This window comes from Leucobacter fengyongliangi (genome assembly GCF_050971685.1).
Lineage (GTDB): Bacteria > Actinomycetota > Actinomycetes > Actinomycetales > Microbacteriaceae > Leucobacter.
Map to the genome: position 1 here is coordinate 20,365 of NZ_JBPCEU010000001.1, position 12,672 is coordinate 33,036.

General features: G+C 66.5%; 11 protein-coding genes. 1 reads left to right on the plus strand and 10 read right to left on the minus strand.

The genetic code is table 11. The features are described 5' to 3' along the window. Window positions 1-188 precede the first annotated feature (188 nt). The 6 genes from ACR0R4_RS00085 to mftF form a co-directional block, all read right to left on the minus strand. Window positions 189-1,433 (minus strand): class I SAM-dependent methyltransferase, encoded by a 1,245-nt coding sequence (locus tag ACR0R4_RS00085; RefSeq protein ID WP_433645281.1) that lies wholly within the window; start codon window positions 1,431-1,433, stop codon window positions 189-191. 178 nt (window positions 1,434-1,611) lie between these two features. Beyond that, window positions 1,612-2,355, minus strand: a complete 744-nt coding sequence (locus ACR0R4_RS00090; protein ID WP_433645282.1) for an ABC transporter ATP-binding protein — start codon at window positions 2,353-2,355, stop codon at window positions 1,612-1,614. Continuing rightward, window positions 2,352-4,139, minus strand: coding sequence for a branched-chain amino acid ABC transporter ATP-binding protein/permease (locus tag ACR0R4_RS00095; RefSeq protein ID WP_433645283.1), 1,788 nt, complete (start codon window positions 4,137-4,139; stop codon window positions 2,352-2,354). Before ACR0R4_RS00095 ends, ACR0R4_RS00090 begins: the two co-directional genes overlap by 4 nt. Then, entirely contained in the window at window positions 4,126-4,983 is an 858-nt protein-coding gene (locus ACR0R4_RS00100) for a branched-chain amino acid ABC transporter permease (protein ID WP_433645284.1), read from the minus strand. The genes ACR0R4_RS00095 and ACR0R4_RS00100 overlap by 14 nt, the downstream gene beginning before the upstream one ends. Window positions 4,984-5,025: 42 nt before the next feature. After that, window positions 5,026-6,231, minus strand: coding sequence for an ABC transporter substrate-binding protein (locus ACR0R4_RS00105; protein ID WP_433645285.1), 1,206 nt, complete (start codon window positions 6,229-6,231; stop codon window positions 5,026-5,028). 42 nt (window positions 6,232-6,273) lie between these two features. Further along, window positions 6,274-7,758, minus strand: coding sequence for a mycofactocin biosynthesis glycosyltransferase MftF (mftF, locus tag ACR0R4_RS00110; RefSeq protein WP_433645286.1), 1,485 nt, complete (start codon window positions 7,756-7,758; stop codon window positions 6,274-6,276). A gap of 139 nt (window positions 7,759-7,897) precedes the next feature. On the opposite strand from mftF, the gene mftR reads away from it, so the two are divergent. After that, the gene (gene mftR / locus ACR0R4_RS00115; protein WP_433645287.1) at window positions 7,898-8,524 is read left to right on the plus strand and encodes a mycofactocin system transcriptional regulator MftR; all 627 of its coding nucleotides are present in this window, start codon (window positions 7,898-7,900) and stop codon (window positions 8,522-8,524) included. Between the two features lie 39 nt (window positions 8,525-8,563). Here mftR and ACR0R4_RS00120 read toward each other — a convergent pair whose 3' ends face one another. The 4 genes from ACR0R4_RS00120 to dnaK form a co-directional block, all read right to left on the minus strand. Next, window positions 8,564-8,977 carry a heat shock protein transcriptional repressor HspR gene (locus tag ACR0R4_RS00120; RefSeq protein ID WP_433645632.1) on the minus strand — a complete coding sequence of 138 codons (414 nt, stop codon included), beginning with the start codon at window positions 8,975-8,977 and terminating at the stop codon, window positions 8,564-8,566. 203 nt (window positions 8,978-9,180) lie between these two features. Continuing rightward, window positions 9,181-10,155 carry a DnaJ C-terminal domain-containing protein gene (locus tag ACR0R4_RS00125; protein WP_433645288.1) on the minus strand — a complete coding sequence of 325 codons (975 nt, stop codon included), beginning with the start codon at window positions 10,153-10,155 and terminating at the stop codon, window positions 9,181-9,183. Continuing rightward, on the minus strand, window positions 10,148-10,765 hold the full coding sequence (locus tag ACR0R4_RS00130; protein WP_433645289.1) for a nucleotide exchange factor GrpE: 618 nt from the start codon (window positions 10,763-10,765) through the stop codon (window positions 10,148-10,150). The genes ACR0R4_RS00125 and ACR0R4_RS00130 overlap by 8 nt, the downstream gene beginning before the upstream one ends. A gap of 2 nt (window positions 10,766-10,767) precedes the next feature. After that, a complete protein-coding gene (dnaK, locus tag ACR0R4_RS00135) occupies window positions 10,768-12,615 on the minus strand; it encodes a molecular chaperone DnaK (RefSeq protein ID WP_433645290.1) in 1,848 nt (615 codons plus the stop codon). Window positions 12,616-12,672: the final 57 nt, after the last annotated feature.

Below are 12,672 nucleotides of genomic sequence, written 5' to 3' on the forward strand. Positions count from 1 at the left end.
CCCCGGCACACTGCCCGCCAACACGCCACCCACTCCCCAGCCGCCACACTCACGTCGGGTATTTCACTCCAGTCGGAGAGATTCCCCAGTTTCTATCCGACCGAAGTCAGACACCCGACGTGGGTGGATGACCCTGGGGAAGGAGATGCCTCCGCTCGCGAGAGGTAGCGGAGATCGAGGCAATCGCCCTAGCGGCGAGTGGCGGAGAGCACGGTGAAGGTGCGGTCGCGCGCGAGTTCTCGCACGGGGCCGATGACGCGTTCGACCAGGGGCCGGTAGCGCAGGTGCGAGTTGAACACGAGCCGCAGCTCGCCGCCAGGCGCGAGCGCTCGAGCGCTCGACTCGATGAGCCGGTGCGCGATCCCCGCGTGCACGGTCGCGCCCGCGTGGAATGGGGGGTTCAGCAGAATGAGATCGGCCCAGCCGTCGGGAACCGCTTCCGTCGCATCGGCACGGTGGATCGCGACGCGAGCCTCTAGGCCGGCCGCCCCCGCGGTGAGACGCGTGGCCGCCACCGCTGCCGCGGACTGATCGGTCGCGATCACCCGCGCCTGGGGAAAGTCGAGCGCCGCCGCAGTCGCCAGCACCCCGTTTCCGCAGCCGAGGTCAACGATGCGGTGCGCGGCTGCCGGGGGTTCATCGCGCAGCGTGTGCAGCAGCAGGCGACTGCCGTGGTCGAGCGCCGACCCACCGAAGGTCGCCCCGAACGCGGCCACGCGAAAGCGAAGGTCTGGGTCGGCGCCCCAGGTAGGAAACGAGTGCGAGTCGTCGCGCGTAGCAGTCTCGTCCCGCCTAGCACCAGTGATCCGCGCATCAACAGGGGTGCCCGCGACCTGATGGCTCGCATGGCGCTTCCCTGGCTCCGCCGCCAGGGGCCACGGCGCACGCGCGGTGAGCACCCGCGACTTGCGCCATCCCAACCCGGCGCTGACCTCACCGAAGCTGCGCGCCAGCACCGCGTTCATGCCGTGCGACATGTGCTTGATCCGCCCCCCAGCAAGCAGCGTCACCTCGGAGTGAGCGTAGCGAGCCACCAACTGGGCGATCTCGTCGAGCGCGGAGAGCCCCCGCGGCAGCTGCAGGAGCACGAGCCGAGCGCCCGAAAGCAGCGGTGCGTCGAGCGCGTGAGAGGTGAACGTGTCGCTCAGCCCGAGTCGCTCGGCGTTCCGCGCGAGGGCTCGCTCGCCCAAGAGCGGATCTTGGTGGGCGCGAATCCCGCGCGCACCAAGTCGCACCGCCGCGCCGAGAGTCAGTGCACCGTGGCGGTCGCCGATGGTCACTACCGTGCCGGGGAGCGCCTCGTGCCCGGAAGCGATCCACTCGGATGCGGACTCGAGCAGCAGCTCGTCGGTCGCGTCAAACGCCTCCAGCTCGGCCGCATCGAAGTCTGGTTCGCGCGAGAGCTGCGCGAAAAGCGCGTGGAGGTCGGTCACCGACCCATTCTCGCACTGCTGCCGCGTGCCGAGTGGGGGGCGCGACAGCTCTCACCTCCTGGCCCCCCGAGAAGTCGCATTTCCACGACGCCTCGCCCGTAGGTGGTGGAGTTAGGACCCCTCGGCGGGGCAGAGCGGGGGAAAGCGGGTGGGGGAAGGGCGAACGGCACCACTGCACCTACTCGCCGAAGAAAGCGTTCCTGATGCGGGATCCGCGGTCGCGCAGCAGCGCCTCGCACGTGTCCGTCTCGATGATGCGCCCGCGCTGCATGATGTGCGCGGTCGTGCCGATCTGCAGCGCCAACTCGGCGAACTGCTCGACGAGCAGGATACCCATCCCAGATGCCGCCAGGCTCGAGAGCGTCCCCATCAGGTTCTGCACCGTACGTGGCGCGAGCCCGAGCGACAACTCATCAACCAACAAGACCTTCGGCTGAGTCGCGAGTGCGCGCGCAATGATGAGCATTTGCTGCTCGCCGCCAGAGAGCAACCCCGCGCGCAGATTCCGCTTGTCGGCGAGGCGCGGGAAGAGCTCGAAGGCCCGCTCACGCGCCTGCCGAGACCGATCCACCACCGCGAGATTCTGCGCAACCGTCAGTTTCGAGAACACCGAGCGCCCCTGTTCGGAGTAGGCCAGCCCCCGAGCTGCGCGGCGGTGCGGGGGTGCGCTGTGGATCCGCCTGCCCCCCAGGGTGATCGCGCCCGTGGCTGCGGGCAGCACCCCCGCGATGCCATCGAGCAGGGTGGTCTTCCCGGCACCGTTCGTACCCAGCAGCACCGTGATCTCGCCCGGCGGAACCGCGAGCGTCACGTCGCGGCAAATCATGAGGTCGCCGCGTTTCACGGTGAGCCCGTCCACCCGAAGCCCGTCCGACCCAAACACCTCTGCACTCATGGCTTCCCCGCCCGATTCGCTCGTCACCGCTCGACCTCCTGCCCGAGGTAGGCGGCAGCGACCCGCGGGTCAGCGAGCACCTGGGCAACTCCGCCGCTGGCAATGACGCCCCCGTCATCGAGCACCGTCGCACGGTCCGATGCTGCGCGCACGAATTCCATGTCGTGCTCGATGAGCAGCACAGCGCAGCCAAACTCAGCGGGGATTCGCCGCACCCGCTCGGCAAGCCCCAGCCGCTCGTCCTCCCCCAGCCCCGCGGCCGGCTCGTCGAGCAGCACGATCTTGGGCCCGGCGGCCAGCGCTCCGGCAATTTCAAGCAGACGCCGCGATCCACTATCAATGAGGCGGATCGGCACGCGACAGTCAGGCAGCCCGAGGAACTCGTGCACCCGCGGAATTGCTGCCAGATCGGCGCGGCCAGCGGCGAGCCGCAGGTACTCGTCGACCGTCAGTGCGTCGATCGATCTGAGGTGCTGGAAGGTACGTCGCATGCCGGTCCGAGCACGCTCGCGGGCGGTCAACCCGTCGAGTGGATCGCCCCCCAGTCGAACGACCCCGCCGTATCTCGGCAGGAACCCGCTCACGGCATCGACCAGCGTCGTCTTGCCGGCCCCGTTTGGGCCGATGAGCGCGTGCACCTCACCCTGGGCCACCGTCAGGTCGACCGCGTCCAGCACTCGGTTCGGCCCGTATTCGACGGTCAGTGCAGTGACCTCGAGACACGGCTCAGCGGGCAGGCTCTGGCCAAGCACCTGGGTCGGGGGCGCTGCGGAGGCCTGGCTGGCGGGCAGCGTCGTCGGGAGATTCTCTGTCGAATGGCCCCCGCTATTCGCGCGCGAGGTCAGCGGCCCGAGCTCGCAGGTGACGCGTGCGTCGCGGAACGCGCGCCCCTGCAACTTCGCGGCGAACTGCTCGGCCAGCCCGCCATTGCCCCGGCGCAGCACATCGAACGCGCCAAGCGCGAGCAGGGCGTTGCCGACGTCGAGCGGAAGACCGATGCGCCGCAGCAGTTCGGGCATAAACACCGTGAGCGCACCGGCGAGCACGGCCCCGCTGAAGAGGCTCGCACCGGCGAGCACCGCGGTCGCGAGCACCAGCATCGAGGTCAGCGGGGTGAAGACCTGCGGGGTGAGCAACCCGTACTGCCCGGCGAGCAGCCCTCCACTGGCCCCGGCAAGGCCGGCTCCCACCCCTAGCGCGCTCGCCTTCGCGGGGCCGACCCGCACGCCGAGTGCCGCCGCTGCCCGTTCGCTTGCGCGCACCGCGGCCCAGCCGAGTCCGTGCCTGCTGCGGCCGAGCCCCACCACAGCGAGCTGCAGCAGTATCACCAGCGTCCAGGCGAGGGCGAAGAACCAGCGCGGGTCGTCAAACGGGGCAGAGGGGAGCACCGGCGTGCCCTCGCCGACACCGGGAAACGTGCCCTGCCGCAGCACCAGGTCGAGCGCGGCCGCAAACCCCAGGGTCACGACCGCAAGCTCGACGCCGCGGATGCGGGCGGTGACGGCCCCGAGCAGCCAGCCGATCGGAGCGGCAGCAGCACCCCCGATGAGTACGAGCAGCGGGAATGGCGCACCCGGCCATGCGAGTGCGATCCACGACACTACCCACCCACCGATCGCGGCGAAGGACATCTGACACAGCGTGATGATGCCCGCCTGGTTCGTCACGAGCCCGATGCTGCGCGCGACGATCGCACTGACGGCCACGGTGGAACACAGGTAGACCCAATACGTGGGAAGGATGAGCCCCAGCGTGAGCAGCGCGGCGATGAATGCGAGCCACGCGAAGAGCCCCGGCCTAACGAGCCGCATCCCACACCTCACGCCTGCGCATCCAGATCAGCGCGGCGATGATGACCACGAACGGGATCGCCCCGCGGTAGTCGGAGACAAGATCGATTCGGGATCCGGCACCCTCAATCGCGCCGATAGAAAGGCCGCCGAGCACCGCGATCCACACGTTGGAGAACGCCCCGAGCAGGCCCGCGGCGAGCGCCGGCACCACGAGAAAAGACATCGACTCGAATGTCGGGTTGCGGGTGGGGGCGATGAGGAGCAGCGCGAGGGTGGAGAGCATCCCCGTCGCGGCCCAGACCCCGAGAGACAGCCCGCGGGTGTTAATGCCGAGCAGTTGCACCGTGGTGGGTCGCTCCGACATGGCCTGCAGGCGGATGCCCGCCCGGGTGAAGCGGAGGATCAACGACAGCCCCGCAGCGATCGCGATCGCGGCCGCCAGCGCAACGACCGTGGTCAGTGAAATACGCACCCCGGCGAGCTCGAACGCCGTCGTGGGCACGAGGCTCGGCATGACCCGCGGCGCGTCTCCGAAAAGTCGATAGCCTGCGGCGAGCAGCACCACGAACAGCACCACCGAGACGACCGCACGAACGGTTTCGGAGGGCGCCCCAAACCAGCGCGCGATCGCCAGACCGGCAAGCCCCGCGACGGCTCCAGCGATGACGAGCCCGCCGAGCACCGCAAGCGGCAGCGGCAGCCCGGCTTCTGCCAACGCAAAACACGAATACGCACCGACCGCACCGACCGCCGCCTGACCGAAGTTCAGCACTCCGACGAGTCGATAGAGCGTCACCACGCAGACAGCCAAAATGGCATAGGCGGATCCCGACACAAGGCCGGAGATCACCCCGTCAAGCACGGGGCAACGCCTGGGTGCGCGATCGCTTCATGGTGGTTCAGCCTATGGGGCGATGACCCAGTCGCTGACGGTCTCCCACCCGGCATCGGTCGCCTGGACCATCACGCTGGCACGGTTCGGCTGGTGCGCGGTGGCCTCCCCGAAGGTGAAGGGCATGCCGAGCAACGGGTGTGCGATCTCGTCGAGACTGCGGAATGCCGCCGTAACGGATTCGCGGGTGATCTCGCCGTCGATGCTGCGAAGCACGTCGACCAGAATCTCGGCGCTGACAAACCCACCAATCGACAGGGATGTCAGGGGAACATCGGCAGCAGTGAGTGTCGACCGCAGATCGTCGAGCGCCGGGTCATCACCGCTGAATGGAATGAATTCTGAATTCACATAGAGCCCGAGGGTGCCCTGCTGCGTCAAGGTTTCGAGGGCCGTTTCGGTGTAGGCCGAGGCGAGCGTCAGCCAGTCTGCCGTTTCGAGCAGGCCCTGCTGCTTCACCGTGTTCATGAACGCGACCGCGGCCGCCTCATGGGCGTTGAAGATGACCGCGTCGCAGCCAGCATCTCGCACCGCGAGGATCGCGGGCGTCGGATCGTCGCCGAGCACGACTGAGGTGTCGATGTGGGCGGCGGTGCTGCCGGTATCCTTCTCCCAGCGCTCGATCAGTGCGAGGTAGGGATCGGTGAGGCCCGCGCTGTTCAGAATGACGGGGCACACTCGCTCATGCCCGAGTTCCTCCGAGGCGAAGTAGAGCAGGCTCGCGTACCCCTGAATCGTGCCGTTGTTCACCGGAGCGATGTTCACTGATTCGAAGCAGCTGGGCTCGACACCGGTGCCCATGATGGAGACCACTTCGCGCTGCGCGTAGAACGCCGCGTTCGCGCTGCACTCGACGAGGCTCGCCGAGCCCGCCAGCGCGACGACCTCGTTCTCATCGACGAGCCGGCGGCCCGCCTGAGCCGCCTGAGCCGGGTCGGCCCCGTCATCCTCAGATATGTACTCGATCATGCGGCCGTCGATGCCGCCCTCGGCGTTGACCCGGTCAAACACCGCATGTGCCGCCGCGGGAACCTCTGGGAACGGTGCGGGGCCGGTAAGCGAGCTGACCGCGCCAACCCTGATGGGCTCCGCGTTCGCGGCATCGCCTCCGGCTGCTGAGCCATCGCTCGCGGCGGTGCAGCCTGCCAGTAAGAGACCGGCAACGGCGGTGAGCGAGACGAGCGCGAGGCTTCGGGTTCGGGTACGGTGCAACGACATTTCGAGCTGTCCTCTTTCGGTGAACGGAAAAGCGATGGGAGTTTAGGAATCTAATTTCTTGGGCCAACTCGGGAAGCGCACGCGGGGTGTCACCACGTTCGGCACACGCTTGCGGATCGCATTTCTGATGACTCCCGTGCCATACGAGGCATCATCGACCATTCTGAGCGCGAGGCTCTGCACGGGGCCGAGCCTCGTGGGCCGAAGCAGGTGATCGCGCACCGGCTCCCACATCATCGAGGCCGCGACCCCGCGCGCGAGACGCGATTTCGGGGTCGCAGCGAGCACGGCCCAGCCGACGGGCCACCAGTCCCGTCGCAGCAGGTGACCCATCCAGAACGCGTCAGACCACAGCGAGCGCGCGGTCATCTCGGCGGCCACCACCGCGGGTACTTCGCGGCCGAGTATGCGCCGCTGCCGGGCGAACTCGTAGCCTGCGATTCCGGCCGCGATCCAGGGGTGACGAGTCGAGAGCGCGGCTACCACCGCGAGCCCCGAAAGGGAGGGCCGTGCGGGGATCAGGTGCCCCGGGTGGCGCATTTCGAGTTCTGCAGCTGATCCGCCGTACATTGCACGCCGAATCGCGAAGTCCTTCAGGGAGGTGCGCACCCGGTGATAGTTCACGACGTCGGGCGCGTAGCGCACGGTCCATCCAGCCTCGTGCATGCGCCAAAACAAGTCGACGTCTTCGCCGACGCGCATTCCGGGCTCAAAGGGTGGATCGGTGACCGCCGCGCGACGCACGATCGCGGAAGCGGTCGGCAGCCAGCCAGCCGCGGCACCGATCATCACGCGGCTCGGGTCGGGGCCCATATCGAGCTCCGATCGGGTCTCCTCGTACAGCTCAATGGTCGAGGTGCCACGCAGGTCGGGTCGCACCCGCGGCCCCACCGCCCCGATGAGTGGATCGTCGAACAGTGGGCGCAATCGCGCCACCCAGTCGGGGCTCGCAATCGCGTCGGAGTCGATGAAGGCGACAAATGGGGCACTCGTGGCCTGAAACCCGGTGGTGCGGGCCTCGCCCGGCCCGCCGTTGACCTTGTGCACGATGAGCTTGGCGCCGTGCTTTGCGGCGATGCGCTTGATGCGCGTCGCGTCGGGCTTCGGCGAGGCATCATCGACCACGATGACGGGCAGGCCCTCGGCCTGCAGCGATGCCAGGCAGTTCTCCAGCGCCTCAGCGTCACGGTAGACGGGCACCACGACCTCGACGTCGTTCACCGCGCGATCGGCGATGGGCAGCGGATCAGCGATGCCGTGATCGAGCAGAAAGACAGCCGCGTCTTGTTCTTCCGGCGTGGTGGCCGTGAGCCCAGCCCGATCGGCGGCGAACAGTTTTCGCGCAAACGGCCTCACCGTCTGCGGCAGCACGGTCACCTCCCAGGGTGATCCCCCCAGCACCACCCTGCCCACTCGCAGGCTCACGCCGCTGGTCCAGCCGAGAGGAATGCGTGTCGTGAAGTCAGCGGATGCCCGGTCACGGGTCGGCGGCCCTGGGACGGGCGGCATCCCTCGAAGTTGGTGCATGATCCGCCCCTTCGCGATTCGAATTCAGAGAAACAGTCTCTGCCATTACGTTCCTTGATAGATACTAATGACACCAGGTGTCAAAAAGAAAACTTGGCAGAATGAATCAGATTGCATCCGCGCGGAAAGGCAAACCAGAGTGGCACAGGAATCAGGTGAGTCCCCCCGCCTGGGGCGCACGCCAGCCACCAGCCAGCGCGAAATCAGCCGAACGGCAATCAAGTTGTTTTTGGAACACGGGTTCGAAGAAACCTTCGTTGACGACATCGCTCAAGCTGCGGGCATCAGTCGACGCACGTTCTTTCGGTATTTCCCCTCGAAGAACGACCTGCCCTGGGGCGAGTTTGACGAACTCATCGATGCGTTGCGTCAACGTCTCGCCGGCGCAGACCCGAAGCTGTCGATTGAAGCCGCAGTGCGTCAGGCGATCATCGAAGTCAACAACTACCCGGAGGACGAGCGCGTCTATCACCGCCACCGCATGGGTCTGCTGCTCACGGTGCCCTCACTGGCCGCGCACTCGACGCTGCGTTACGCTGCCTGGCGCCAGGTGGTCGCAGAGTTCGTAGCGGATCGGCGGGGCGAGCGCATCGCCTCGCTCGCCCCGCAGGCCATCGCTTGGGCTTGCCTCGGGCTGTGCATCAGCGCGTACGAGCAGTGGCTCGCCGATGAAACATCAGACCTCGGGGACCTCCTGTGCAGCGCATTCGCCGCCGCCGGGTCGGTGTTCGGAGTGGTCGACGGGCAAGGCGAAGAAGAACAGTAACTCGGGCCTGCGCAGCGTCGTCAGTCGCTGATGGGTGATTTACTGTGCTTCGGGCCGCCAGACCACGAGATCGGCACTGCGCCTCGTCCGGGTGCCACGCCGCATCGAGATGACCTCGCCTGCAGCGCCCGCGGCGAACACGCGTCGCTCGGGTCGGCTGAGCAGCTCGTCGCTGAGAGCACGCTCGAGTTCACGCACGCGAGCCTGCAGCTCAGCCACGCGATTCTCAAGCTGCAGCACGCGCCTGATGCCTTCGAGGCTCAGCCCCTCGGCAGACAGGCGCGCGACCTCGCGCAGCTGCTCGACATCGTGCAGTGAGTACCGTCGGGTATTCCCGCTGGTGCGCTGTGGGGAGACCAAACCGATGCGGTCATACTGGCGCAGGGTTTGCGGGTGCATGTCGGAAAGCTCCGCCGCCTGCGTGATCGCAAACACCGGGGTGTAGCGATCCATCTGGTGGCTCATTGCACCTCCTCCTTGCGCTTCCTTCGTGATCTCGCTGCGTGTGTGGTGTTGATTTCGATTGTGGATCGGAGCCAGTCAGCCCTGGGCCCTAACTCCAACCGGCAGTTTGACCTTCAACCGGCAGTTTTCGTACTGTGCCGCTGACTCAAGGTAAAACTGCCGGTTGGAGGTAACTGGACGTTGGGGCCCGCCTATCCTCGAGCCCGCGCCAACAAGTCCTCACGCGGATTCTCCTGTGGCTCGAGCTCGCGGAACGCCTCTAGCGCGGCCCGCGCCTCATCGCTCAGGTGCGACGGCACCGCCACCTGTACCTCAGCGAGCAGATCGCCAGTGCCCTTCGAGGAGTGCACGCCGCGACCCTTCACGCGCAGCACGCGGCCACTCGGGGTGCCCGGCTGGATACGCAGCTTCACCGGGTCTCCACCGAGTGTCGGTACCTCGATCGTGGCGCCGAGGGCAGCCTCGGAGAAGGTCACCGGCACGCTGAGTCGCAGGTTCTGCCCATCGCGCTCAAACACCGGGTGCTTGCGCACGTGTACCGTCAGGATGATGTCTCCGGCCGGCCCGCCATCGGGGCTTGGTTCACCCTTGCCGCGCACCTTGATCTTCTGTCCGTCGGATACCCCCGCGGGGATCTTGACTTTGACCTGGCCATTCGCCGACTGCAGGGTGACGGTATTGCCGCGCACTGCCGTCTCGAAGTCGAGCGTGGTGGTCGCCTGAATATTGCGCCCGGGACGTGGCCCGCGCGGTGCACCACCCCCACCGAACATGCCGAAGAGGTCTTCGAAACCGGCAGCGCCACCCTGCTGGGAGGTGAACTGCGGGCCGCGCCCACCTCCAGCGCCGCCACCGCCGAACATTCCTCCGAAGACGTCTTCAAAGCCCTGGCCGCCACCGCCACCACCCGAGGTGAAGCGTGCACCGCCGTGACCCATCGCGCGCATCTGATCGTATTCGGCGCGCTGCTCTTTGTCGGAGAGTACCGAGTAGGCCTCACTGATCTCCTTGAACTTCGCCTCAGCCGCAGCATCGCCAGCATTCGAGTCGGGGTGGTACTGCCGCGCGAGCTTGCGGTAGACCTTCTTCAGCTCGGCATCAGTCGCCCCACGCGTGACGCCGAGGATCTGGTAGAAATCCTTATCAAACCAGTCTTGGCTAGCCATCTTCGCCCACCGCCACCGCAACCTTGGCGGGGCGCAGTTCGACGGCGCCGATGCGGTACCCGCGTTCGATCACGTCGAGCACCGTCGGGGTCTCGGTACCGGGCACCGGAACCTGCGCGATTGCCTCGTGGATCTGTGGATCGAAGGGGTCCCCCTTGTCACCAAAGCTGACCACCCCGAACTTCTCCATGGACAAGCGAAGCTTCGTGGCGATCGTCGCGAAGGCGCTGCCCTCTTCCAGATCGCCGTGCTGCTCGGCACGGTCGAGGTCATCGAGCACTCCCAGCAGCGAGCTCACCACCGAGCCGACCGTGCGCTGACGGTCGATCTCAGCGTTCGCCTCGGTGCGCTTGCGATAGTTCGCGTACTCCGCGTTGACGCGACGCAGATCCTCAAGGTACGGGTTGTCTTCGGGCGCGGCCTCCGCCGCACCGCTGACACCGGAAGCTTCCGGATCGCCCTCCGCATCCGCAGACTGCTCGGCGGCAAGGATATCCTCGACCGTCAGTTCGTCTGAGTGCGGCACAGGGCCGGAGGAATACTCCGGCCCTGTGGGAACCTCGTCGCCAGCTGCGTTCTCGCTCGGCTGTCGCTGTTCCTCTGCAGTCATTGTTACTTCTTCTCCTCGTCGTCTTCTACGACCTCGGCATCGACCACGTCTTCGTCATTTGACTCCTCCGCAGCAGGTCCCGACTCGGGAGCCTCATCCTTTGCGGCCTCGTAGATCGCCTGGCCGAGCTTTGACTGGCTCTCGTTGAGACGGTCAGCAGCGTCCTTGATCGCTGCGTCGTCGTCACCCGCAAGAGCTTCCTTCAGCGAATCCAGGTCGCCCTGCACCTCAGTCTTGACGTCCTCGGGCAGCTTGTCCTCGTTCTCCTGGATCAGCTTCTCAACCGAGTAGGCGAGCTGCTCAGCAGAGTTGCGCTGTTCGAGGGCCTCGGCGCGCTTCTTGTCTTCAGCGGCGTGCTCTTCGGCCTCGCGCACCATGCGCTCGATGTCTTCCTTCGAGAGGCTCGATCCACCAGAAATCGTGATGGTCTGCTCTTTGCCGGTGCCCTTGTCTTTCGCGGAGACCTGCACGATGCCGTTGGCGTCGATATCGAAGGTCACCTCCACCTGCGGCACTCCGCGCGGCGCCGGAGCGATACCCGTGAGCTCGAAGGTGCCCAGCGGCTTGTTGTCGCGGGTGAACTCACGCTCGCCCTGGAACACCTGGATGGACACGGACGGCTGGTTGTCGTCGGCAGTCGTGAAGGTTTCGCTGCGCTTCGTCGGGATCGCAGTGTTGCGCTCGATGAGCTTGGTCATGCGGCCACCCTTGGTCTCGATACCGAGCGACAGGGGGGTGACGTCGATGAGCAGCACGTCCTTACGCTCACCCTTCAGCACGCCAGCCTGCAGGGCTGCGCCCACGGCCACGACCTCGTCGGGGTTAACACCCTTGTTGGGCTCGCGGCCACCGGTGAGCTGCTTCACGAGGGTGCTCACGGCAGGCATACGGGTGGATCCACCCACGAGCACGACGTGGGCGATGTCTGCAACGCTGACACCGGCCTCAGCAATGACATCGAGGAACGGCTTGCGCGTGCGCTCGAGCAGATCTTTGGTCAGCTCTTCGAACTTCGCACGCGACAGGGTCTCGTCGAGGTTCGCGGGGCCATTCTCTGTGAGCGAGAGGTAGGGCAACTGGATCTGTGCGCTCATCGAGCTCGACAGTTCCTTCTTCGCCTGCTCGGCAGCTTCCTTCAGACGCTGCAGGGCGATCTTGTCGCCCGACACGTCGACGCCCGAGGTCGCCTTGAACTGCTGGATGAGCCAGTCGACAATGCGCTGATCCCAGTCATCGCCACCGAGGCGGTTATCGCCTGCGGTCGAGCGCACCTGGATCGTCGCGAAGTCGTCGTCTTTGCCCACCTCGAGGAGGGAAACGTCGAAGGTACCGCCGCCGAGGTCAAATACGAGAATGAGCTCATCTTCTTTGCCCTTGTCGAGGCCGTACGCGAGCGCCGCAGCGGTCGGCTCGTTGACAATGCGCAGCACGTTGAGGCCCGCGATCTCACCGGCCTCCTTGGTGGCCTGACGCTCAGCATCGTTGAAGTACGCGGGTACGGTGATGACCGCGTCGGTGACCTTGTCACCCAGGTAGGTCTCGGCGTCGCGCTTCAGCTTCATGAGCGTGCGCGCGCTGATCTCCTGCGCGGTGTACTTCTTGCCGTCGATCTCCTGCGTCCAGTCGGTGCCCATGTGGCGCTTGACCGAGGCGATGGTGCGATCCACGTTCGTCACGGCCTGACGCTTGGCGGTCTCGCCGACGAGCACCTCGCCATCCTTCGTGAAGGCGACGATCGAGGGGGTGGTGCGGAAGCCCTCGGCGTTCGAGATAACGGTGGGCTCGCCACCCTCGAGGACAGCTACCACCGAGTTGGTGGTGCCGAGGTCGATACCTACTGCTCGTGACATAGTGCGTTCTCCTTGTGTGGGTGCTCGATGCGGGCGCTTGGCCCAGGGTCTGAACCG

Excerpts from the sequence above, each read along its gene's own strand:
- ACR0R4_RS00125 (WP_433645288.1), bottom strand. The coding sequence starts at position 10,155 with ATGGCTAGCCAAGACTGGTTTGATAAGGATTTCTACCAGATCCTCGGC.
- ACR0R4_RS00130 (WP_433645289.1), bottom strand. The coding sequence starts at position 10,765 with ATGACTGCAGAGGAACAGCGACAGCCGAGCGAGAACGCAGCTGGCGAC.
- ACR0R4_RS00120 (WP_433645632.1), bottom strand. The coding sequence starts at position 8,977 with ATGGATCGCTACACCCCGGTGTTTGCGATCACGCAGGCGGCGGAGCTT.
- dnaK (WP_433645290.1), bottom strand. The coding sequence starts at position 12,615 with ATGTCACGAGCAGTAGGTATCGACCTCGGCACCACCAACTCGGTGGTA.
- mftF (WP_433645286.1), bottom strand. The coding sequence starts at position 7,758 with ATGCACCAACTTCGAGGGATGCCGCCCGTCCCAGGGCCGCCGACCCGT.
- ACR0R4_RS00105 (WP_433645285.1), bottom strand. The coding sequence starts at position 6,231 with ATGTCGTTGCACCGTACCCGAACCCGAAGCCTCGCGCTCGTCTCGCTC.
- ACR0R4_RS00095 (WP_433645283.1), bottom strand. The coding sequence starts at position 4,139 with ATGCGGCTCGTTAGGCCGGGGCTCTTCGCGTGGCTCGCATTCATCGCC.